Source organism: Leptospira haakeii, from assembly GCF_002812045.1.
In the GTDB taxonomy this organism is placed as follows: Bacteria; Spirochaetota; Leptospiria; order Leptospirales; family Leptospiraceae; genus Leptospira_B; species Leptospira_B haakeii.
On the sequence record NZ_NPEG01000001.1, the window covers coordinates 362,602 to 383,158 of the forward strand.

Sequence of the window (20,557 nt, forward strand, 5' to 3'; positions counted from 1 at the left end):
ATATCTACTTTTCTTGAAATAGGTTCAAGCTCGGTAAATACTAAGAGGTGTCCATTGGCAGAACAAAAGGATTATAGCCACGAAGTAAAACTTCATAGATATGGATTCGTTCGCTATTTATTGATTATAATAGGAACCATATCATTAATTCTAGGAATTGTTGGGATCTTTACGCCTGTTTTACCTACTACTCCATTTTTACTTCTAACGGCAGCTTGTTACGCAAGGGCTTCTCAAAAGTTCTATAACTGGCTCATGAATAATAAATATTTCGGAAGTTTTATCCGGGATTGGAGGATCCACAAAGCGATCCCTTTAAAAGCAAAAATTATCTCAGTTTCCACGATAGTGATCACTATGACGATCAGTGCGATATTTGCACCTCTTCTCCCAGTTCGGATCGGAATGGCAGTGATTGGTATATGCGTAATCTATTATATTCTTCGCTTTCCGACCAAAAAGGAAGATATAACCGAATAATCAGTTATAAGGGGAACGAGAAGGAAGCATATGATATACTTTCGGATCGTTCTCTCTCAGAAGTTCCGCAGTATCTAAAGCCTCTTGTATCTTTAATTTTTTTTCGGGCTCCTCTAACATCCAAGAAGCCACAAAAGATTCTAACCTTCTATAATCCTTAATATACACTAAAGATCTAAGATAATTGATCCTATCTTCTTCCGAAAATATTTTAGAACCTGAAACTATAGAATATATATTTGCAGAAGCCCTATAATTCGAAGTATGAAAGTAAGCATGAGCCAAAAACCTTTTTTCATTAAAAGGAAGATCAGGAAACTGATTATAAAGTTTGATCGCCTTACGGAAATTTTTATCTATATCCATCGCAAGTCTTGCATAGATATAAGCAAATTCCCTATTGATAAAACCCTCTTTCGCAAATTCCTTACACTGAGCCAAAGCATCTGCCTTATTCCCCAAAAGAAAATTCACTTTTAGTAAGATCAGTTTTAAGTTTCTATAATTTGGTTTAAGTTCTATTCCCTTCTCACCTTCTGCTTTTGCTTTTAGATATTGTCCTGTTTCAAAATAAGCCAGAGCCATATTTAATCTGTAAAAAGGATTATAATTCGCAAGTTCCACTGCTTTCTGGAAGTATTGAACAGAGGATTCCCATTTACTTCTTCTTACAAAAATCATTCCAAGAAGATAATAAGATGGATCATGACTTGGATTGATCTCCACAGCTTTTAAAAGAGCTTTTTTGGATTGGGGATATCTTCCTATCACATATAAATACGCACCGTTTAGATAATGATATTCCAAACAATCCGGATCCAACTTTTTCAGACGTTCTATATTTGCTTGGGCACGTGCAAGAGCATTGGATCTTAATAAATTGATCGTCTCGGTGTTCAAAGCCAGGATCTGGTATTTTCTTCTAGAAACTTCGCTTTGGTCGGCTGGTTGAGGAGGAAGTGGTAATTCCCCTTCAGGAGAAGGGGCAAGTATCGATTGGTTTTCGTCGGAAGTTTCAGTTTCCTTAGATCCTAGGCTGACTCCTATTAAAAGTATAGAGCCTAGGAGTATTGCAGAAATATTCTTCCGACAAATAATCATTCTGGAGCGGGACCTAATTTTTTATAAATTTCGGTATTGTTCAGGTCAGGATTGGATAGTTCCAGAGTTTCTTTATTCGCTTTTTTCACGATGTAACGAATATCGAATCCTAGATTTAAAAACCTAAATATAAGCTCAGGTTCTCTGGACTTAGTTTCTTTTTCGTAAAATTCATATTCTATCTTGCGTTGGTTTTCAGGATCTTCCGGATTTTCGTAAATCGCAAGTCCAGGTCTGAAAATAGAAAGTTTAGGAGCCTTACCTGGCTCTGAATTTTTGCACTGTCCATCTGCCGCGCAAACGGAAGTTCTTTCCCATATACCTAAGATTCTCTCCTGCAGAGGAGGTTGACAACCTATGAGTAAGGATAAGATCACTAGGAAAAAAAGAATTTTTTTCATGGAAGCCAAGCTATACCGCGTAGTAAGGATGTCCAGGGAATTCCCGAAGCTCTTGAACCTATAAGAAACCGGGATGTGAATTCAGAGCTTGCGATTTAGATTCGTTGAAAGTATTCGTCGATCTTAAGAACTTCGAATGTTTTCATTAAATCAGGATGTATCTCTCTTATATCGATCTCTATCCCTTCTAACTTTGCATTTTTGCAGAACCAAACCAAGGAACTGATGGATATGGAATTCATCACAGGGATTTTGCCCAGATCCAAGACGATTTTAACCGGTTTTTTGGCAATTGCATCCATCAACTGGTTTCGAAATGCGTAATAGTCATTAAAAAGGGCAGTTAGCTCCGGCTTGATCTCGATAATCTCCGAATTTTCACCCATTTTCGATTTGAGTCCTTTTTTGGCCTTTTCTGAGAAATTTTTGGCCAGTTTTCTTTTTTTATCTTTGGGAATTTTGAAATTCAACCGAAATTTTATACGGGAGAGCTTTATGTTCCAAAAAACACATTTCATGAAGACTCAGGACTTACTAGAGAAGGGAATGAACGCCGCCTCTATGAAAAGAAAAGTCCTCGCAGACAATATCGCAAATGCGGATGTTCCCCATTTTAAAAGAAGCGAAGTACTTTTTGAATCCATGATCAAAAGAGCATTGGAATCAGAAAAGATAGAAGCTTCTAAAGCGGTCCCGACTAGGATCGAAGACGAACGTCATATCTCCTTTTTTACTCCATTAGATTATAAATCCGTAAAGCCTAAAGCAAACATTGATTATCTGACCACAGTCAGAGCAGACGGAAATAACGTGGATCCAGAGAAAGAAGTAATGGAAGCTTCCAATTCTCAAATGCAATACATGATGATGGTCGAAAGAATGAATGCGAACTTCCGTGATTTGAAGAACGTAATGAGGTTGGCTTAATCTCAATAGAGACATAGCTAAGATTTAGAGGAAGAAGATGGGACTATTTAGCGCAGTTAATATCTCCGCCACTGGACTTTCCGCTCAAAGACTCCGGATGGATGTGATCGGGAACAATATCGCGAACGCAACTACTACTAGAAATACGAATGGAGACGGCCCTTTCCGCAGGGACAGAGTGATCCTGACTCCCGTAAATCTTAGAACCAAATGGAAAAGTCCTGTTTATCCTTTTGGTCTTTCTCCTGGCGAAGGTAAAGGTGTGAAAGTAATGAAAATCGAGAAGGATATGAGTCCTTTAAGATTAACTTATGATCCTACCCACCCCGATGCGATCCAGATCGGGCCTAAAAAAGGCTATGTAGAAATGCCGAACGTAAATATAGTCACCGAAATGACGGACATGATCTCTGCTTCCAGATCCTACGAAGCAAACGTCCAGATGATCAACGGATCCAAGGCGATGTTCAACAAAGCCTTAGAGATCGGAAGAGCTTAATAGGAGAGAAGAATGAACGTAGATTTTAATTCCAAACTTTGGTACAACTATAACTCAGGATATTCCGATTCTCGTTTTCCTCTTTCTCCTAAAGGTGACAAAGTTTCCGTAAAGATAGACGACCAACGTCATTATGGAGATGTGAAAGAGCCTGTGGCTCCGGACTATGTTGCTGAAAGTTTTTCAGAAGCAATAAGAAATGCATTCAAATCCGTAAACGATCTACAGGTAGAAGCAGACGAACTCACCCAAAAAATGGTATATGATCCGAATAGTGTAGATGCTCACGAAGTGATGGTAGCTTCTGAAAAAGCAAGAGTGGCACTTACGTTCACTAAAACTTTAGCTGATGGTGTTGTAAGAGCTTATAGAGATCTTACTTCCATGAGATAATTTTTCTAATTCGAATTTCGATTCGACTTATCTATTCCTAAAATACAATAAGACCATGCCTGAGTTATTGGGATGGTTTGCAGATGGGATGATTCTCTTCGGAGGATTTCTTTCGTTCTTGCTTGCAATCGGAGAATTCCCTTCCGACAGAAAACATAAATTTCAGATTTTACTTTCTCTTACTCTAATCTCATTAGGATTTATGCAACTTTCGGGTTCCTTGGTATTAAATCCGAATGCAGGTCGGGATTTAAATCTAAAACTTTGGAATCTTCCTCTTCTCTATCTTCCACCCGCTTTTGCTTTTTTATCTCTTCTCGCCTTCTTGGAAGAAGATTTTAGATATAAGTCGGCACATCTACTTTTCTTTGTTCCATTCTTACTTTGTTTAGGAATAGTTTTGTTTTTCAGATTGGGAGAATATCCGAACACCTCTTCCCAAATCCAATGGAGTATACAAAATCCGATTTCCGGAACTGGAGTCTTGTACTTAGGTGCAGGACTTTTTTCTTTAGGTTTTGTTTTTCCGATTTTAAAGATACTTACCCAAATCTCAGACCTGAAATTTAAGATCTTATTCGGAATTTTTGCGTTAGATTGTTTGACCGTTTCCATTTTTGGAATCGTCGGACTGATCTTCCATCCTATCTTTTTGAAACTTGCACTATTAACCGTGACTCTTGCAGTCTCGCTCGTATATTATATCCGTAGGAAATATTTCGATTTTCCGGAAACTATTCAATCCGATCTAGCAAAGGTAAAATATTCCAGGACCAGATTAGAAGGTATGGAAATCGATCCTATATTAGAAAAACTGAACTTTCTATTCGAATCCGAAAAAATCCATCGAAGAGAAGACCTGTCCTTATCGGAACTTGCCAAAGAACTATCCCTAACCACTCACCAATTTTCGGAACTAATCAATAATCGGATCGGAAAAGGATATTTTTCTTTGATCAATCACTATAGGATAGAAGACGCAAAACAACTTTTGTATGAAACGGATAAAACCGTTTTGGAAATCGCAATGACAGTTGGCTTTAATAACCGTTCTTCCTTTAATGAAGCCTTTTTAAAACTTACCCAAAAAACCCCGATTTCTTATAGAAAAATGTGTAAACCTTTATAACGCCGGACGACCGGTCCTCTGAAACTGTGTATCTTCTTCTCATCCCAAACGAGGAGAGGACAAAAAATGCAAACTCACTCTATTTCAGATCAAACCGGGTCACTTATAGGTTGGATCACTAAAATTTTTCTGGTTTTAAACTTGGCAGTGTATGCCGGTTTTACTGTCGCCTTCCTTCTATTTCCGGTTCCTTTGGCGAATACAATCGGATATACGATTCATTCAAGTGCAGCGCTTGCGGACTTCAGAGCGATGTATTCAGGGTTATGTTTCGGAGTTGGACTGATAGTATATTATGGTTTAATAAAACCAGAATTCAAAACCCAGGCCATTCTTCTTTCCGTTGCAAGTGCTGCAGGATTGTTTGTAGCAAGACTGTACACCCTGTTCTTGGACGGGCCAGGAAATGAATACATCTACTTAAGTATGGCTACTGAAATTGTTTCCGTATTCTTAGGTGTTTGGCTTTTAAGAAAAAATTAAGGCCGACGAAACTTCTCCGGAAATAAAAAAAGGCGGGTGCAAAACCCGCCTTCTCTTCTGAACGATCAGCTAATCTTAAGGTTTGATCTTCTTGATTAATTTCAGATCCGCTTTGCTGAATACTGCGATTTCAGTTTTCCCGGAACCTTCTTCTTTACCGGTAACGTAAATTTTCTCGCCGAAGAAAGTTACGTTTGAGTTCGGACTGATCTCTTCTTCAGTTCCGGCAGTTTTCTTTAAACCTTTGTCGTAACGGCTTAAATAATATTTTCCGTTTCTTTCTTCAAATGCGTAGATCTCTTCACCTTTGATGATCATTGGAGTTCGCCAGAATACTGAGTCTCCGGACCAAATTGCAGGTTTCAGTGTTTCTTGATCGATCAAGATAAGTTTGTGAGCTGCTGAGTGATCAGACTCGTAACCTACTACGAGGGCTTTTCCATCCACTACTTCGAAAGTACGTCCACAAATCTTGTTAAAGTCACCTTTAAAGATTGTATCATCTTTAGCCGGATCTAACGCATGAAGTTCGTTGCTATAATGTCCATCAGAAGTGTATTTTAAGGTTTTAAGGAATAGAATTTTCCCACCGACAACGTTCTTGTCGAATTCTTCTTTTTTCTTCTGTTCTTCTTTAACTGTTTCTAACTCTTTTTTAGTTTCTTTCAGTTCTTGTTTAATTTCTTCCTTGGACTTATTGTCGTCGGACTTAGCTTCGGACTTTTTTGAATCTCCGGAAGAAGAACTTTTGGAATCGGAAGAAGATGAAGAGGACTTAGAATCTGATTTACGAGATTCTTCTTTTTTAGCGATCTCTTTCTCTTTTTCCTTTAATTGTTGCTCTTCTTTTTTAGCCTTTTGTTGCTCTTGTTGTGCTTGTTTACGTTCTTCTTGTTTTTGAGTGATCTTTTGTTTGTTCTTAACAGGATCTTTATTCAGTTCCTGGATCTCTCTTTCTGCATCTCTTTCTTTGTTGGATGCATCTTCTTGTTTTTTTCTATTCTCTTCTTTTTTATCCTGGAGTTTACGTTTTTCTTCTTCTGCCTTCTCATTCTGAAGGTCGTTCATTTTTTTCTTATCGTCTTGACCTTCTTTCTTTTTATCTAGGTCCTTATTGACTTCTTTCTCCAGCTCATCCGTATCCAGATCCTTTCCGTCAGCTGAAAGAATATTGGTTACGATAGGAATAACGATCTGAGTTTTTCCAGGCCATTCCGTATAACGTCTGCCGATACCAATCTTGTCATTTTGTGCGTTTTTTACAACTTCGCTATTGTACTTCCGTTTAACATAGTCAGCACCTTTACGATGGATCGCATTATAATAAAGTATATAAGTTGCTAACGTATCAGAATTTGCTTCTGAATATCCGAAGTTTGCTTTCACATATCCGGAAAGAATCCTTTGGATGGAGTTAATATGTCCGTAGTCAGCGTCTTTGCCGATGCTGATCAGATCTGCTCCGAACTTTTTTTCCTTCTCATCTGGAAGAATACGGATCGCAGTGATCCCATCTGCAGAAGCTGCTGATTTAGGATCCTTCTTTAACGCTTCGGATAATCCGGCACCGGTTCTCGCGTTACTTCCTTTTGTCTCTTCATCCGCTCTTGCGGCAGATCTGTTGACGAAGTTCACTTTTCCGGAAGAACGAACTTCCTTTTCTCCAAGTTTAGGCCCCTCTTGGGCGAAGATCGGAAAGCTAAAACTTCCGAGGAAGATTAGAAATACGGCCAGTCGAATCCGTGACATTATGGAACTCCTTTGAAAAACGAATACCCCCAAACTTGGGAGAGACGAATGGCTATCTTATGATTCTAGATAGGACTCTGCCAAGGATTTTTCCATCCTTCTAGGAAATGGAAGTAGTAAGAAAGTTGCCTCCCAAGACCTGATTTTTACCCTAACCTCATGAGCAAATTTGAGCGCCGAATCTACAATTTTTGCGCAGGTCCTGCGATGTTACCTACTCCAGTCATGGAGAAGGCGGCTTCCGAGTTTCTGAACTACCGCGGGTCCGGTATGTCCATCATGGAAGATAGCCATAGAGGAAAACTTTTTGAAGAAGTCCTGGATACTTCCCTTTCCTTGCTCAGAGAATTATTATCTGTTCCGGAAAATTACGAAATTATGTTTCTTTCCGGAGGAGCTAGCCTCCACTTCTCCGCCCTACCCTTAAATCTTCTGAAAGAGGGAGAGTCCGCTGACTTTGCAGTCACAGGCATCTGGGCGAAGAAGGCTATGGAAGAAGCACTTAGATTCAGCCCTGTCAAAAAAATTTATGACGGAGAAGATCATAAATACACTGAGTCTCCTGAACTAAATGATTCCATGGTTAATCCTGGAGCAGCTTATGTATATATCACTTCTAATAATACTTTATTAGGAACTCGTTATGCAACGATCCCGAATATCACTAAGGCACCTTTGATTGCGGACATGACTTCTGAAATTCTTTCTAGAAAGATAGATGTAAGTAAGTTCGGTGCGATTTTTGCGGGAGCACAAAAAAATATCGGACCATCAGGCTTAAGCGTTCTGATCATTCGTAAAGATCTACTCGGACGTTCCGGCAGAACTATTCCTATATTGATGGATTATTCACTGACTGCAAAAAACAAATCCATGTATAATACTCCCCCTACTTACTCAATTTATATGGCCAAACTTGTATTTGAATGGTTAAAGGATCTAGGAGGAGTGGAGAAGATCGAAAAGATTAATGAGGAGAAGGCCAAAATCCTATACGATTATCTGGAAACCACTTCCTTCTATAATGCTCCAGTAAAACCGAATTCAAGATCAGTAATGAATGTTGTATTCACTATTCATGACAAAAATTTAGAATCTAAGTTTTTAGTAGGAGCAGAAGAAAGAGGACTTCACGGATTAGAAGGCCATAGATTGGTTGGAGGTTTAAGAGCTTCTATCTATAATTCTATGCCTAAAGAAGGTGTAGTTGCTCTAGTGGAATACATGAAGGAATTCGAGAAGAAGGCCTAAATCTTCTGGAAGAATAGAATGAAACACATTCTTCTGATCTTAACTCTTCTATGTGCGGGTATCACAAAAATATCCGCTTCTCCTTTATTTTTCCCTACAAAACTGAAAATAGGTCATTGTTTATCCCAAGGCCCCAGCAACAAAGAATTAAAGGAATTTTATTCTTCTAAACTTTCTCCGGAAGAAAGAACCAAGATCGCAGAAAATCTTGCCTTACAAGAAGCAAAATCCGCTTATCAAAGTTTAGAATGTATCCGTATGTCCGGATTAACTAAAGAAGAACAAGTTACTTTATTAGCTGACCATTCTCATCATAGGGAAACCAAAGAACTTATGTTTTCTTATTATGAAAACTTTTTGCTTTCAGATGAGAAGACTATCCGTCTATCCGCTTTTGAAGAGAAAAACCTACGTAACTTTTTAGAGGCCAAAAAAGAACTTTTAGCAAGATTACACCAGGCAGAGTTTCAATCCTTATCGGAGAAACTTCTACCCTTATCCACTTTCCAAAACACCTATATGGCCCTCTTCTTCCAACATTGGGAATTCTACCAGACTGCTCCCGATTTCTTGAAAGAAGGACTCTTCGATTAAGAAACTTTTCCTTATTTTCCAATCCTTGTTGTAAATTGCTTGAATCAGAGAATTCACGCAGGTACGGTACCTTTAGAACATGAAAAAAATTGGCATCGCTTCCGATCACGGTGGATTCGAACTAAAAGAATACCTTCGCAAAGAATTAGCGGACTCAATTGAGATCCTTGATTTCGGCACAAAGGATGAGTCCTCCGTAGATTACCCTTTAATAATCGCTGAGGCCTGCACAAAAGTACTTTCTAAAGAAGTAGATGGACTGATTGCACTTTGTGGAACAGGAATCGGAGCTTCTATCGCAGCCAATCGTCACAAAGGAATCAGAGCCGCTCTTTGCCATGACGAATTTACTGCGGAAATGTCCCGTCGTCATAACAATGCAAATGTATTGGTATTGGGCGGAAGAATTTTAGGCAAAGACCTTGCAGCACGTATCGTTCAAAAATGGCTAAATACTTCTTTCGAGGCAGGCCGTCATGAAAGAAGAGTGGGTCAGTTAGACACCATCGTTTAATAAACGGAAAAACACCTTTAAGAATGCGAAACAAGATCCTTTATCCGGTCTATCTCTTAGGTTTGCTCAGTCTTGTTTCCTTTTTCTCCGGCTCTATCTCTGCCGAATCTAATTCATTCTCCTTAAGCGCATTCGTTCTTAAATATGTCCGTTTAGGAAGTACCGAAAACGGCGCTCCTAAATTAGAATTAAGTCCCCGTGATCGTAAAGAAGGTTCAGATCTGTTTTTAGATTTTGAAGAAAAAGAAGCAGCTGACCTGAATGATAAGGCAGGCGGTTATAGAATATTAACTTCTTCTTATCTTCCTGATTCAGCTAAAGCACATTCCGGAAAAAGATCCGCGGGTTTTGTGGGTAAAAGATCCGGGATCAAAGTTTCGGGAAAAACAAAAGGAATTCTTACAAGCCCGGATATTAAAGAAGAATTTTATATCTCCTTCTTCTTATTGCCTGGAAACCTGGATAAGGAAGCTATCTTACTTTCCAAAGATCTATACACCAGAGGAAAAAAATTCGGTTGGGATCTCAGAATTAAAGATGAAATTCCGATATTAGAATTTCGTAATTTTTTTCAAAAAGCCGACAAAACACATCTATCTCTAAAGCTTGCGGGTAATTCCAGACTTTCCAGATCCGACTGGAATCATTTTATCATTCATTTCAAACCTGCTCAGAGAGAAGTCGTATTATATATCAACGGAAAAGAAACCGACAGATCTTCTGTTTCTTCTAAAGAACCGATCATTCGAATTGGTTTTCATCCGGAAGACAGCACTCCATTTAAGATTGGAGAAAGTTTTTATGGATGGTTAGATGATTTTCTGGTCTCCAAAGGAAGTCCCGATCCGGAAGTCTTATCCACTCAATACGATGGTCAAAAATATGATCCATCTTCCTTTACTGCGGACGCAAAATTCGGAACTGCAGTCTCTCCTGTTTATAAAACCAAATTTTCCAATTCTATCCCGGAAGCGGTATTATTAAAAGCGAATGTTCCTAAATCCTCGGTATTAGAATTATATTTCAGATCTTCTCCTAAAATTTTTTCCAAAACAGAAGAATATCCGGCCTGGAGATCGATTGATCTCAGAAAAATAGAAGAAGAATTCAAAGAAGATGATCCATATAGAGAAACGGAAGAAGAAAGTTCTACTAAAGGAAAATCTTCCAGTTATCGTATTCCATTAGATAAAGCCTGGGGAAACAAACTTTCTTATTTCAAATATTACCAAGTAAAGGTAAAATTTAAGACTGATTCAGGATCGAAGTCCAGCCCGGAATTAGAAGCATTAACATTTTCTTATAGAGAAACAATTCCTCCGGTCAGGCCTGCCGGTTTAAAAATAGTGAACTTTGACGATTATGATCCTGAAGCCCAGGGTCCTCGCGTTTGTTTAAGTTGGACCCAAAATCCGGAAAGGAATGTGCAACAAAAAGGCGGCTATGTAATCCACTACGGAGTCGGTCCGAATCGTATGGTCGGGATCTTAAAAGGTACTAGCAAAGAGCTGGCAAAAGGTAAGATGCCAGTTCTAACTACCAAGGGAAAATTCAAACATCCTATGAGCGAATATTTGGATCCGATCTTGGGTGATGATTCTACTTGCCCTAAACGTAACGATATGAGTGGTCCTAAACTTTGTCAGTGTATAGACAATCGACTCATTTCTTTAAACGCAGAAAAACCGGAAGAGAATGATGATGAGGACGAAAGTCCAAAACCCAAAAAGAAAAAACCAAAACCTCGTAAAGACCCTTACGATAAAAAACTTTTATTCTTCCAAAAGGGACTAACGTATTATTTCAAAGTTGCCGCTTATAATTCTGTTTACGACCCGGAAAATGGACCCGACCAACTCAGCCCTTTAAGCGACTCCGTCGAGGTCTACTTCCTGAGCGAGTAGTATCTTTACTATATTCTGTTCTTTCCATTTAGGATTCGTACACAAAATCCCATCCAAATCCGCCAAAGAAGCTGTAGCAATTTCCAACCATTCTTTCCATTCCAAGTTTTTAGAGGAAGAAAGTCGTATCGCAAGTGAGATCTCTTCTTTTCTGACAGGTAAAAAATCCAAGAACAGATTTTTAGATTGGGTCCAAATGATCTCTCTTGTTAAGGGATCGGATTCTTTTTCAAGGACAGAATCCAAACTAGGAAGAGCCAAAACGAAAATATGATTTTTTTTCGTAAGTGATTCGATCGCGTTCGACACGGAACGACGAGAAGAGGAATTTCCAAGTATTAATTCCTTAAAACAGTCCGAAGAAACTAATAATTTCAAACTTTCGCTTCCGGATAAATTTTGGATAATTCTCTCAAAGCTTCTAATCTTTGGTAAGAATCGGATTTAAAAATTTCGTTCCTAAAACAGGAGCGAAGCAATTCCGAAGCGGATAGGTCTCTTTTTTCCGCCTCTGTTCTTAATAATTCGAATTCTTCCTCTGTGAGGAGCATTTGAAATCTTCTTTCGACACGGGCCATTACTCCTCTTCTTTCAGTTCCTTTTCGTTTTTCAAGTAGGTTCCGTAATAAATTTGAGAATCTAGGATCTGCCCCAAGTTTTCGTAAATAGCCGCTATATTATAATTTGCCTGATTCAGACGAAAATCATGCTTAAAAGACTTTTTAAATAGCTGAATGGCCCGATCTTCTCTGCCAGCATACCACTCCGACATTGCCCATAAAAAGGTCCACTTTCCCAAATCTGGATCTCTTGGGCTTACCTTTCCTAAATAACCGACATTTTCTTCGAAAAGACTCGCAGCTCGGAGGTAATTGTCTCTGATTTTTCGGACCTTCTCCATTCTAGAAAATACATCTTCTGAATGACCCGGCAATTCCAAGTCAGCTCTCCAAAAAAGTGCTCGAGCCAGATAGAGTTTATAGATCAACTCGTTCGGATTTTTTTTAACATATTCTTCTAAGAAGGGAAGACTCTCCACTTCTTTTCCGCTTTGGTGAAGAAGTAAAACTTTTTGTTTTGCTGCCTTATTCCATTCCCTTCTATTTTCTTCTTGAGGATAAGAAGAAGATAAACTTGCACAAAACAAAATGATACAACAGAGAATGCGCATGTTAGATTAGATCTTAACCGAAAGGAAAATATCAAATATAAGTGTATAAGTTTTTTCCGTTTTCCGGATAAGGTAATGGAGTGATCTTATACTCTTTGCCTATAGAATCCAAGATCATTTTTAATTCGGATTCTCTTTCTTCTCTGGATAAAACAAAAATTTCCGAAGGTGAAACTCCAAATCCGTAATCTTCCGATCCGAGTCTAGGTTGGATCTCCTCCAGAACATCCTTTCTCCATTTGTCTATGGAAGAATACTCCAAGTCACCCGTACATTTGATCTTGTATAAATTACATCTGCTTCTTTCACCATGTGTTGCCCAACGAAGAAGTAAGAATTGAATTTGAACCAAATCCCTTTTGTCCTGGATGGCATGAGAAGCCTGTTCTATCTCTAATTGTAAAAATGCATCTTCTACTGGTTCTATAGAATTTTCTACATTTTCCCTTATTTGCTCCGCCAAATCATTATTAGGTGGGTCCGGGAACATCAGAAAGAACCTAAAATCTAGACCGGATCTAAAAAGTGGGAAGGAAACTATCCTCATCACTCCATCCAAATCCGCAGAATCGAATTTTTTACGGAAGAAATGATCGTTACGTCGTTCTTCCGTAACGTCTATGATAGAAACATCTCCTACTTCTTTTCCTAAGAATTGATCCCCATATAAGAAGATCATGTTCTGACGGCTATAAGGTTGTAAACCGTAGGATACCACAGGAAGATAAGCGCCTCTTCTTCTATCATAAAAATGAATACTAAAAGATTTTAAGTGAAGAGAAGAAAAAATTGTAAGATAATATTTTAATAATGAAGATATAGGAGTATCCAAACCTTGGTGGATCTCATCTAAAACTTCTAGGATCTTTCTTTTTTCACGGATAGGCTGTTTATCCAACCAACCTCTGAATTTTTCAGAAAGAGGAAGTTCTTCATTTGGATCTGTTTTGCGAATTCCCCACCATGCTCTTGCCCATAGGAAAAATCTGGATTTATGTTGAGGAGCAAGCCCTCTCGCAGCCTTAAGTCCGATCTCAGCGAGTCCCGTGACTCTAAGCGCTTTCGCCAAAAGACCTGAATCCTTAGGACGATCTAAAATTTGGATCTCAGGGATTTCAGGCGAAGTAGATTTTACCTTCTCCACAAGCCTTGCCAGTTCATCCGTAAAGATAGAATCTCTTTTTTTCTGTAGAGCTTCCGGCATTTCTACTACGGATACGGTAGAAGGAGCAGATGTTACTTCTCTTTCTACATGAATTGGCTCCTTCTTCTCTCTTAAAAACTTCGGAGTTAAGAATGAATCTCCAGGAAGATCAAAAGGTAGAACATAAAATGTGCCACTTGCATTCGGTTTAGTTTCTAAAACAGGAGGAACGGTTACAATCTCAGGAATATCGGTTAATTCTGGCAATTTTGCCGCTTCTACCTGTTTAAAATTACTTTCTTCTATTCGCTGAGAAAGAGTTTGGATGAGTTTGGACACATCCGATTTTGCATAGGCAGAAGTGGATTTATTCTTTCTAACAAGTAAAATGCACGCATCCAGTAAAAACAATAATCCGAAAAATACAGGGAACAATATTAAGAAAATATTACGTTCAAAAGGAACTAAAAGCAAGATCCCTTGGATAAAACCTATTTTTTCTTCCGGATAGAATGCGTAATAAGCTCTGTATAATTTATCTCCTAACCGGATCTCTTTGAAGTCATTTCCTCCATCCTTCATGGATTTCAAAACTTCTTCTGAAATTTTTCGCGGATCGGTCTTGTCCCCTTTTTCTTCCCAATCTTGGAAGATCCCAAGTCTTGGCTCGGGAACAAAATATTCTATCTTATCGTCCAAGGAAATTTTGAATTTTTCCTTATCCAACACTGCAAGAACCGCTACTGATTTCGAATATAATGGAACGAATAATACAGGCTCATTCTCTAAGGAAAGAAAGCGACTAGTCTTTCCTTCCCAAGCTTGGGACAATAGATATCTTTCTTTATCTCCGGAAAATTCGAGGTTCGGAGTATTTTTCACATTCGGATCCCAGAATAAGAAGTTTCTAACTGGAAGGAATAGATTATTTGTATCCAATTCTTCCGGATCTGATTCACGGATCTTTTTTTCTAACTCTAGGATCTCTTTATTAAACGAGGAAAATACCGACTCCAATCTGGATTTATAAAAAATTCCAGAAGGAAAATACGGTTCTAAAAGAAGTACTGAAACGGAAAATATAAAAGATAAAGCGAGTATAAGTCTGAATTTAAAGCCGATCATTTTGTCTTTTCCCTAAATTGTCCGAGTAAACGAATCAGCTCGGTTTTCATTTGGACCACTTCTTCTCTCTCTGAAAAACGGTGCTCCATTCGGATCGTGAATAAAATTCTAGAAGCGAGTATTCCACAAATCAAAGCGATTAACGAAATCCCAAAAGCACTTAAGATCAATAATAACTCTTCCGCTCTTGTTTTTCTAGGCTGTGATAGATAAATTTCTAGATCATTAGCGATTATTTTTTCCCAAACGGGACGAACTAGAATTTTTTGGGACTTGGAATTTTTATCTAGCAACGCATGTATCATTACCTTGGATTCTTCCGAATTCAAAACTTCAGCATCCGGAAGTAATGTACTGTCCGGATTCAAATTGGTTTCTAAAAGTTCTGAATCTTCTTCCTTCTTCTTATATACCCAATATAAGATCCCTTCCGAAAAATCCCGAGGTAAAAATGATTTTTTAGAATCACTTGCTTCGTGAACGATCCTATCTCCGTCTTCCTTTAAGATCTGAAAATATAGATCTCCGGAAGAATTTCTGTATAATAAAAATCCATCCGTATCTTCTATCCAACTCGCTTTAGATACCTGCATTCCGAGTAGCCTAAGCCCTTTATGAAACCCAGGTCCCTTTGGATCGGAAGAATACATTGTCCTGTAATTATAATCATAAATTCGAATTTGTTTCAATTTGATAGAAGAGGTGAAATGTTTTCCTAAAACTTCTGCCTCCTTGTCGGTTTCAGGTTTAGGAAACTCTCTCATCAAATATTCAAATCTATAGCCCAGATCATAGTACTTGTTTTGAAATCTTTCTAGGATAGAGTCTAGGAAAGATTCCTTTTTCAGTTTAGGGTACAAACTAAGAATTTGGACAGGAGAGAAGAAAACCGCATCCTTCCAAGCTCCCGGAAAAAAAGGGATGGAAATCAATACGATACATAGCAGTATCAGAGTTAGAATTCGAGATCTTTTGCTATGTTTGCGCGGGTTCACCTTTCTAGTATCGGCGATTCCATTATAAAGAATCAGTCTAATTCAATAGGATAATCGATACTTCTCGGACCAATAAAATGATATTTTATGTTTTTATAGACGGGATAGGCTTTGGGGAAAACGATCCGGATAAAAATCCGTTTTCTAAGTATTCAAAGGGGATTTTTCTACCTTTGGGCGGCAAATCGATCCCGTTAGATTCTCCTTCCCGCCTACAAGAACTCACGTATCTCAAAACGGACGCGAGTATGGGAATCAAGGGACTTCCCCAAAGTGCTACCGGGCAGACCTCTCTTTGGACTGGGATCAATGCTTGTCAGGTCCTAAACCGCCACATGAGCGGATTTCCTACATTCACCTTAAAACGTATTATCGCTAAGTATTCTATCATTCGAATCCTAGAAGAGAACGGATTTAAAGCTGATCTATTGAACTGTTATACCCCTGGATTTGCGGAACATATAAAAAAAAATCCACGACATGTATCCGCTTCTACTCTCATCCAAATGGCTGCGGACAAACCTTTAAAAGATATGGATGATCTGAGAGATGGTAAGGGACTTTATATGGATATCAGCCGCGACTTTCTTAGAAAGTTCGGAAGAGATTTTATAGATAAAGATGATCCGGTTTTAGAGATTCAAGATCCGTACAAAACCGGGAAAGACATCATTCCTGCAATGAAGGGCCATACATTATGCATCTATGAATACTTTATCACGGATAAGGTAGGTCATAAGATGAATTGGAAAGGTGCCGAAAAATGTATCTCCGACTTGGAGAACTTTTTACTCGGAGTTTTGGATGCAATGGATCCGGAACAAGACCAACTCATCATAACATCCGACCACGGAAACCTAGAAGATCTGACTGTGGATGTTCATACCGTAAACCCGGTACCAACCATTCTATACGGTAAATACACGGATCAAATGAAAGACAAGATCCACGCTTTGAAAGATATCCCACACGCAATTTACGATTGTTTAGGGATACAGATCCAAATGTCTGAACAGGAATTTGTTCAGACTTCTTCTAATTAAGATATTTTAATATTTCCAGTCGTCGTCTTGGCGATCATCGTCGGAAGGTTTCGCTTTTCCGCCACCTTCTCCGTCCTTGTATCTAAGATCGTCTTCGATCTGATCCAAAGCTTCCTTTTTCCAAGTAGCGGATTTTTTACCTACAGGACTGTCTGGATTTCGATCAGCAGATTCTTGGAAAACCGCGGCGGCTTTCTCATACTTTCCACCTCTGAAATAGATAGTTCCCTTTCTAAACATAGCAGCCTGATCCATAGTTCCATCTGAGTTCTCTAACATTTTGTTCAGATATTGGATTGCTTGTTCTGATTTTCCAAGAGCATCGTAACTTTCTGCAATATAATACCAAGCTTGTTCCCTTGCTCTTTCGCTGACGCCTATATCCAAAGCTTTTTTCAAAGTTTCGATCGCCGAGTAATATTCCTTACGTACGTATAATTCTCTTCCTTTCTCCAAGAGTCCGGAGCGGAATTCCTTATCCACAGCGACTTTGTCTGGATCGAAGTAAGCATCCGATTGAACGTAATCTTCATACACATCGTAAGCGGACCAGTCTTTGCCCATTCTGCGCAAAGATTTTCCCCATCTTACTCTAGCTTTTACGTTTTCAGGATCTTCTTGTAATGCCAATACGTAGTTCTTTCTAGACTGATCGTAATTGCCTTTTTTCATGTAGTAATCGGCAATAGCGGATAACGCATTAGATCTGAGTTTATTATCACCGGAAGTTCTAAGAACTTCCTCTAAATGCCCTTTTCCTTCTTCGTCTCTATTTAATAAAAGAAGAAGGTTCCCGAGGCCATAAGCGACCTTAGCTTTTTCTTCACGAGCTAAACCTTCTTTCTGATTCAGCTCTCTGAAAATACCAAGGGCTCTCATCTTATCTCCGGTTTTATCCAGAGCAGTTGCCAGATCGTATTGGATCCGGAAAGAAAGATCAGAACCCACATCCTTGGAGGATAGTTCCGCAAAAATATCCAGAGCCTTTTCTGAGGATTTAGGATTGGAATGTTTTAGGAATTCCTCCCCTTCCCTAACTTTTTCGATGATCCCTTTATTTGTGGAATCCGTATCTTGGATCACCGCAGTATAAATCCCTGTAAGAAGACCTGCACATACGAATAAAAATCCAGTAACTAAAATGATGGAACGGTTCATCTTCTTCCTCCGCCGATCCGGGCCAGACATTGTTTGGTCCAGAACTCGGTTCGTTCCGGATTATAGTTCTTTGTATCTTTTTGTACGAAGAACTTTAGAGCTTTATTATATTCACCCTTTTTATAAAAAGACATTCCAAGGAAAAACTTAGCCTTTCCTCTTATATCAATATCATTCGAACCCGCATAAGGAGCCAATTGTTTAACCGCTTCTCCGTATTCGTTTTTCCAATACGTTGCTCTCAGAACCCGATCGACCTCTTCATCACTAGGTTCTTCTTGCTCAACGATTAAAGGTTGTTTTTCATTATTCTGAACATTTTGGTTGTTCTGATTATCCTGAGGACCTTGCTCTTCTTCTTTTGGCTCGTTTTTATTAGGCTTATCGTTTTCAGCAGTTTGTGTATTATCTGCAGCACCTGGACCACCAATCGCAACATAAGATTGATCTTGGGTCAAAGTGAAATCTTCTATATCCCCTCGTTTTACCGTAATACCAAAATACATGGTTCCGGAATACGGCTTCATCTTAACCATAACGTTAGTATCCGGATGAGAAACTTCCCCCAGCTTTCTAACATTACCACCAAGAAAAGTAGAAACTCCGCCTGACAAAGGTTTGCCGGCTTGGTAGATGGAGTAGACAGTATTTTCGTCTGCGCGATCAGGAGATTTCCAATCTAAACGAACTCCTCCATCAACGACATTCGCCTTTAGATCCTTCACGTGCATTTCGTCGTACGCGAATTGAGGATTGGTAACTACATCATCTTCTTTAGGAGGTTTTCTTTTATCTTGATCGTAAACATAAAACTGACGAATGAAAGATTGGTTCTGAACTAAAGGTAAAACTTCTTTCAAACCTTGTTTTACCGAAACACCATAATAAAGAGTTTGAGACTTGGTCAGATCCTGATCTAAGAAAGTATTTTCCGGATGAGAAACTTCCGCTAACTTCTCCGCTTTTCTCATCAGTGTCATACTGGACATCGGTTCCGCGGATTTATAAATAGTATAGATAGTCTCACCTTGGATCCCTTTCGGATAAGGTTCCCAAGAAACACGTAAGAATTGACCTTCTCTTTTTACGGATATATCAGTAACTCTAGCGTTATCCGAAAGATACTTCTGCTCTTCGGGAGGAGGTTGATTTGTATTTGTAGAAGGAGGATAATTATTCTGTGTATTAGATGGAGGATGATTATTTGTCTGAGGCGGCGGATTATTTTCGATCACGATCGGGATCGTAGTATAGTTACGATTCGCTACTAATCTTGCATCCTTTTTCCTTACATGATTTGCTAATACAACTGCGTAATAATAAGTTCCAGGTTTCAGGTTATAATCGTAGATCTGATTCACTCCATTAGCAACACCGCTCGGGAATTTTCCTAAAGAATCAGAGATATAACATTTTTCAGGGTTATCAATAATGGAAGAAGATCGAGCAACTATGATCTCACCTGTCTCTCTAGGAGCTTCCCAAGAGATACGAACGGATCTACCGTCTTTAAGGACTTCTACATTGATAGAATTTGCGACACTTGCATTGTCATTGTCCAGACGAAAGGTATCCTGGGCATAGATAGAATTTCCCAATGCCATCAGGAAGAATATAGATAGGATCCGGAGTCGAATTTTCATCTGGAAATAAGGTTCCGAACTAGATTATCGGTTGCTACAACGCAAATTTTTACTTCGGTTTTTAGGAGAATGTGGGGAAAATAATATAAAATGCACAAGATATGGAAACTTCTCCTTTCGGTTTGATCTTGACTAATCGGCGCATTCATAAGACATAATACGACTTCCGGCATATAAATGATCGATATAGAATATTATTACGACCCAGAATATCAGAATTTTCTCCTTTCTAGCAAGAGACGTGAGCTTACTCCTCCGGAAACCGTTTTGAAACATTTTTCCCTGAAGGATGTGCAGAATATCGTGGATTTCGGAATGGGCTTGGGTTTCTGGACGGAAACTCTTCTAAAATCGATCCATAAAGAGGGATGGGTTTGGGGCGCAGAATGTAATCAAGACTTCTTGGACGAAGTATTACATTGGAAAAATAGGGAAGATATCCAAAGATTTACTCCATTTTATATGGAAAAGGCGGATCGCCCTTTATTGCCGGAATGGATCCCTGTCCCTGAAATCGTCTTCGCTTCTTTAGTACTTTCTACTTTTGCAGATCCAGGCCAAGCAATGGACGGTTTAGTTCGTTCCATGAAGAAGGGTGGTAAATTGATCGTTTTAGATTGGGTCAAAAACGAATACCCTGTCGGTCCTAGGATCAATGATAAGATCTCCTTAGATAAGATGAAATTCTTAGCAGAGCAATATAAATTAGAAATAGTTAAAACTGTTCGTATTAGTGAAAACGTATACGGTTTAGAGATCCAATCCGGACCTGAATTCGAATATGGTTATTATGATCTAAGAGAAGAAGAAACTTATTCTGAAGAATTGATCAGGTCTTAAAGAAGCGATTTTA

The 20,557-nt window shown here is 38.8% G+C and carries 23 protein-coding genes; 12 read left to right on the plus strand and 11 right to left on the minus strand.

What is annotated here, in order from left to right:
- The first annotated feature begins 54 nt into the window (after window positions 1-54).
- Entirely contained in the window at window positions 55-480 is a 426-nt protein-coding gene (locus tag CH377_RS01815; protein WP_100722784.1) for a YbaN family protein, read from the plus strand.
- Here CH377_RS01815 and CH377_RS01820 read toward each other — a convergent pair whose 3' ends face one another.
- The 3 genes from CH377_RS01820 to CH377_RS01830 all read right to left on the minus strand — a co-directional run bounded on the left by CH377_RS01820 (window position 481) and on the right by CH377_RS01830 (window position 2,368).
- On the minus strand, window positions 481-1,581 hold the full coding sequence (locus CH377_RS01820) for a tetratricopeptide repeat protein (RefSeq protein ID WP_100722125.1): 1,101 nt from the start codon (window positions 1,579-1,581) through the stop codon (window positions 481-483). It abuts the gene before it with no gap.
- Window positions 1,578-1,982, minus strand: coding sequence for an LIC10301 family lipoprotein (locus CH377_RS01825; RefSeq protein WP_243401931.1), 405 nt, complete (start codon window positions 1,980-1,982; stop codon window positions 1,578-1,580). Before CH377_RS01825 ends, CH377_RS01820 begins: the two co-directional genes overlap by 4 nt.
- A 95-nt stretch (window positions 1,983-2,077) precedes the next feature.
- A complete protein-coding gene (locus tag CH377_RS01830) occupies window positions 2,078-2,368 on the minus strand; it encodes an STAS domain-containing protein (protein ID WP_036089317.1) in 291 nt (96 codons plus the stop codon).
- Between the two features lie 109 nt (window positions 2,369-2,477).
- On the opposite strand from CH377_RS01830, the gene flgB reads away from it, so the two are divergent.
- The 5 genes from flgB to CH377_RS01855 all read left to right on the plus strand — a co-directional run bounded on the left by flgB (window position 2,478) and on the right by CH377_RS01855 (window position 5,413).
- Window positions 2,478-2,909, plus strand: coding sequence for a flagellar basal body rod protein FlgB (gene flgB / locus CH377_RS01835; protein ID WP_100722128.1), 432 nt, complete (start codon window positions 2,478-2,480; stop codon window positions 2,907-2,909).
- Window positions 2,910-2,946: 37 nt separating this feature from the next.
- Complete coding sequence (flgC, locus tag CH377_RS01840) at window positions 2,947-3,408, plus strand: flagellar basal body rod protein FlgC (protein ID WP_008594730.1); 462 nt, start codon at window positions 2,947-2,949, stop codon at window positions 3,406-3,408.
- A 12-nt stretch (window positions 3,409-3,420) separates the two neighbouring features.
- Window positions 3,421-3,801: a flagellar hook-basal body complex protein FliE gene (gene fliE, locus CH377_RS01845; protein WP_100722129.1), complete on the plus strand. Its 381-nt coding sequence runs from the start codon at window positions 3,421-3,423 to the stop codon at window positions 3,799-3,801.
- A 55-nt stretch (window positions 3,802-3,856) separates the two neighbouring features.
- Window positions 3,857-4,930 (plus strand): helix-turn-helix domain-containing protein, encoded by a 1,074-nt coding sequence (locus CH377_RS01850; protein ID WP_100722130.1) that lies wholly within the window; start codon window positions 3,857-3,859, stop codon window positions 4,928-4,930.
- Between the two features lie 66 nt (window positions 4,931-4,996).
- Entirely contained in the window at window positions 4,997-5,413 is a 417-nt protein-coding gene (locus CH377_RS01855; protein WP_100722131.1) for a DUF4345 domain-containing protein, read from the plus strand.
- Window positions 5,414-5,488: 75 nt separating this feature from the next.
- Here the strand turns inward: CH377_RS01855 and CH377_RS01860 are convergent, their stop codons facing one another.
- On the minus strand, window positions 5,489-7,162 hold the full coding sequence (locus CH377_RS01860) for a P83/100 family protein (protein WP_100722132.1): 1,674 nt from the start codon (window positions 7,160-7,162) through the stop codon (window positions 5,489-5,491).
- Between the two features lie 159 nt (window positions 7,163-7,321).
- Between CH377_RS01860 and serC the strand changes: the two genes are divergently transcribed.
- The 4 genes from serC to CH377_RS01880 all read left to right on the plus strand — a co-directional run bounded on the left by serC (window position 7,322) and on the right by CH377_RS01880 (window position 11,425).
- Window positions 7,322-8,413 (plus strand): 3-phosphoserine/phosphohydroxythreonine transaminase, encoded by a 1,092-nt coding sequence (gene serC / locus CH377_RS01865; RefSeq protein ID WP_100722133.1) that lies wholly within the window; start codon window positions 7,322-7,324, stop codon window positions 8,411-8,413.
- 18 nt (window positions 8,414-8,431) lie between these two features.
- The gene (locus tag CH377_RS01870; RefSeq protein WP_100722134.1) at window positions 8,432-9,007 is read left to right on the plus strand and encodes a hypothetical protein; all 576 of its coding nucleotides are present in this window, start codon (window positions 8,432-8,434) and stop codon (window positions 9,005-9,007) included.
- A gap of 79 nt (window positions 9,008-9,086) precedes the next feature.
- Entirely contained in the window at window positions 9,087-9,521 is a 435-nt protein-coding gene (gene rpiB, locus CH377_RS01875) for a ribose 5-phosphate isomerase B (protein WP_100722135.1), read from the plus strand.
- A gap of 23 nt (window positions 9,522-9,544) precedes the next feature.
- Window positions 9,545-11,425 (plus strand): hypothetical protein, encoded by a 1,881-nt coding sequence (locus CH377_RS01880; RefSeq protein WP_100722136.1) that lies wholly within the window; start codon window positions 9,545-9,547, stop codon window positions 11,423-11,425.
- On the opposite strand, the gene CH377_RS01885 is transcribed toward CH377_RS01880, so the two are convergent.
- Genes CH377_RS01885 through CH377_RS01905 form a run of 5 tightly spaced genes read right to left on the minus strand, consistent with a single transcriptional unit; the run spans window position 11,387 to window position 15,860 of the window.
- Window positions 11,387-11,803 carry a hypothetical protein gene (locus CH377_RS01885; protein WP_100722137.1) on the minus strand — a complete coding sequence of 139 codons (417 nt, stop codon included), beginning with the start codon at window positions 11,801-11,803 and terminating at the stop codon, window positions 11,387-11,389. The genes CH377_RS01880 and CH377_RS01885 overlap by 39 nt on opposite strands.
- Window positions 11,800-12,003, minus strand: a complete 204-nt coding sequence (locus tag CH377_RS01890; RefSeq protein WP_010513917.1) for a hypothetical protein — start codon at window positions 12,001-12,003, stop codon at window positions 11,800-11,802. Before CH377_RS01890 ends, CH377_RS01885 begins: the two co-directional genes overlap by 4 nt.
- Window positions 12,003-12,596, minus strand: a complete 594-nt coding sequence (locus CH377_RS01895; protein WP_100722138.1) for a tetratricopeptide repeat protein — start codon at window positions 12,594-12,596, stop codon at window positions 12,003-12,005. The genes CH377_RS01890 and CH377_RS01895 overlap by 1 nt, the downstream gene beginning before the upstream one ends.
- 31 nt (window positions 12,597-12,627) lie before the next feature.
- Window positions 12,628-14,865 (minus strand): hypothetical protein, encoded by a 2,238-nt coding sequence (locus tag CH377_RS01900; RefSeq protein ID WP_100722139.1) that lies wholly within the window; start codon window positions 14,863-14,865, stop codon window positions 12,628-12,630.
- The gene (locus CH377_RS01905; protein ID WP_243401932.1) at window positions 14,862-15,860 is read right to left on the minus strand and encodes a hypothetical protein; all 999 of its coding nucleotides are present in this window, start codon (window positions 15,858-15,860) and stop codon (window positions 14,862-14,864) included. Before CH377_RS01905 ends, CH377_RS01900 begins: the two co-directional genes overlap by 4 nt.
- A 77-nt stretch (window positions 15,861-15,937) precedes the next feature.
- Between CH377_RS01905 and CH377_RS01910 the strand changes: the two genes are divergently transcribed.
- Window positions 15,938-16,903 carry a metalloenzyme gene (locus CH377_RS01910; RefSeq protein ID WP_100722141.1) on the plus strand — a complete coding sequence of 322 codons (966 nt, stop codon included), beginning with the start codon at window positions 15,938-15,940 and terminating at the stop codon, window positions 16,901-16,903.
- A 6-nt stretch (window positions 16,904-16,909) separates the two neighbouring features.
- On the opposite strand, the gene CH377_RS01915 is transcribed toward CH377_RS01910, so the two are convergent.
- Both CH377_RS01915 and CH377_RS01920 read right to left on the minus strand, forming a co-directional pair.
- On the minus strand, window positions 16,910-18,061 hold the full coding sequence (locus CH377_RS01915) for a tetratricopeptide repeat protein (RefSeq protein WP_100722142.1): 1,152 nt from the start codon (window positions 18,059-18,061) through the stop codon (window positions 16,910-16,912).
- Window positions 18,058-19,704: a hypothetical protein gene (locus CH377_RS01920; RefSeq protein WP_100722143.1), complete on the minus strand. Its 1,647-nt coding sequence runs from the start codon at window positions 19,702-19,704 to the stop codon at window positions 18,058-18,060. Before CH377_RS01920 ends, CH377_RS01915 begins: the two co-directional genes overlap by 4 nt.
- A 177-nt stretch (window positions 19,705-19,881) precedes the next feature.
- Here CH377_RS01920 and CH377_RS01925 point away from each other — a divergent pair, with 177 nt between their 5' ends.
- The gene (locus tag CH377_RS01925) at window positions 19,882-20,544 is read left to right on the plus strand and encodes a class I SAM-dependent methyltransferase (protein WP_100722144.1); all 663 of its coding nucleotides are present in this window, start codon (window positions 19,882-19,884) and stop codon (window positions 20,542-20,544) included.
- Window positions 20,545-20,557 lie beyond the last annotated feature (13 nt).

What these genes read in the sequence shown, in the direction of transcription:
- CH377_RS01910 (WP_100722141.1), top strand. Translation starts at nt 15,938, where the DNA reads ATGATATTTTATGTTTTTATAGACGGGATAGGCTTTGGGGAAAACGAT.
- CH377_RS01860 (WP_100722132.1), bottom strand. Translation starts at nt 7,162, where the DNA reads ATGTCACGGATTCGACTGGCCGTATTTCTAATCTTCCTCGGAAGTTTT.
- CH377_RS01825 (WP_243401931.1), bottom strand. Translation starts at nt 1,982, where the DNA reads ATGAAAAAAATTCTTTTTTTCCTAGTGATCTTATCCTTACTCATAGGT.
- CH377_RS01820 (WP_100722125.1), bottom strand. Translation starts at nt 1,581, where the DNA reads ATGATTATTTGTCGGAAGAATATTTCTGCAATACTCCTAGGCTCTATA.
- CH377_RS01830 (WP_036089317.1), bottom strand. Translation starts at nt 2,368, where the DNA reads ATGGGTGAAAATTCGGAGATTATCGAGATCAAGCCGGAGCTAACTGCC.
- serC (WP_100722133.1), top strand. Translation starts at nt 7,322, where the DNA reads ATGAGCAAATTTGAGCGCCGAATCTACAATTTTTGCGCAGGTCCTGCG.
- CH377_RS01900 (WP_100722139.1), bottom strand. Translation starts at nt 14,865, where the DNA reads ATGATCGGCTTTAAATTCAGACTTATACTCGCTTTATCTTTTATATTT.
- CH377_RS01855 (WP_100722131.1), top strand. Translation starts at nt 4,997, where the DNA reads ATGCAAACTCACTCTATTTCAGATCAAACCGGGTCACTTATAGGTTGG.
- rpiB (WP_100722135.1), top strand. Translation starts at nt 9,087, where the DNA reads ATGAAAAAAATTGGCATCGCTTCCGATCACGGTGGATTCGAACTAAAA.
- fliE (WP_100722129.1), top strand. Translation starts at nt 3,421, where the DNA reads ATGAACGTAGATTTTAATTCCAAACTTTGGTACAACTATAACTCAGGA.
- CH377_RS01925 (WP_100722144.1), top strand. Translation starts at nt 19,882, where the DNA reads ATGATCGATATAGAATATTATTACGACCCAGAATATCAGAATTTTCTC.
- flgC (WP_008594730.1), top strand. Translation starts at nt 2,947, where the DNA reads ATGGGACTATTTAGCGCAGTTAATATCTCCGCCACTGGACTTTCCGCT.
- CH377_RS01870 (WP_100722134.1), top strand. Translation starts at nt 8,432, where the DNA reads ATGAAACACATTCTTCTGATCTTAACTCTTCTATGTGCGGGTATCACA.
- CH377_RS01920 (WP_100722143.1), bottom strand. Translation starts at nt 19,704, where the DNA reads ATGAAAATTCGACTCCGGATCCTATCTATATTCTTCCTGATGGCATTG.
- CH377_RS01895 (WP_100722138.1), bottom strand. Translation starts at nt 12,596, where the DNA reads ATGCGCATTCTCTGTTGTATCATTTTGTTTTGTGCAAGTTTATCTTCT.
- flgB (WP_100722128.1), top strand. Translation starts at nt 2,478, where the DNA reads ATGTTCCAAAAAACACATTTCATGAAGACTCAGGACTTACTAGAGAAG.
- CH377_RS01915 (WP_100722142.1), bottom strand. Translation starts at nt 18,061, where the DNA reads ATGAACCGTTCCATCATTTTAGTTACTGGATTTTTATTCGTATGTGCA.
- CH377_RS01880 (WP_100722136.1), top strand. Translation starts at nt 9,545, where the DNA reads ATGCGAAACAAGATCCTTTATCCGGTCTATCTCTTAGGTTTGCTCAGT.
- CH377_RS01890 (WP_010513917.1), bottom strand. Translation starts at nt 12,003, where the DNA reads ATGGCCCGTGTCGAAAGAAGATTTCAAATGCTCCTCACAGAGGAAGAA.
- CH377_RS01850 (WP_100722130.1), top strand. Translation starts at nt 3,857, where the DNA reads ATGCCTGAGTTATTGGGATGGTTTGCAGATGGGATGATTCTCTTCGGA.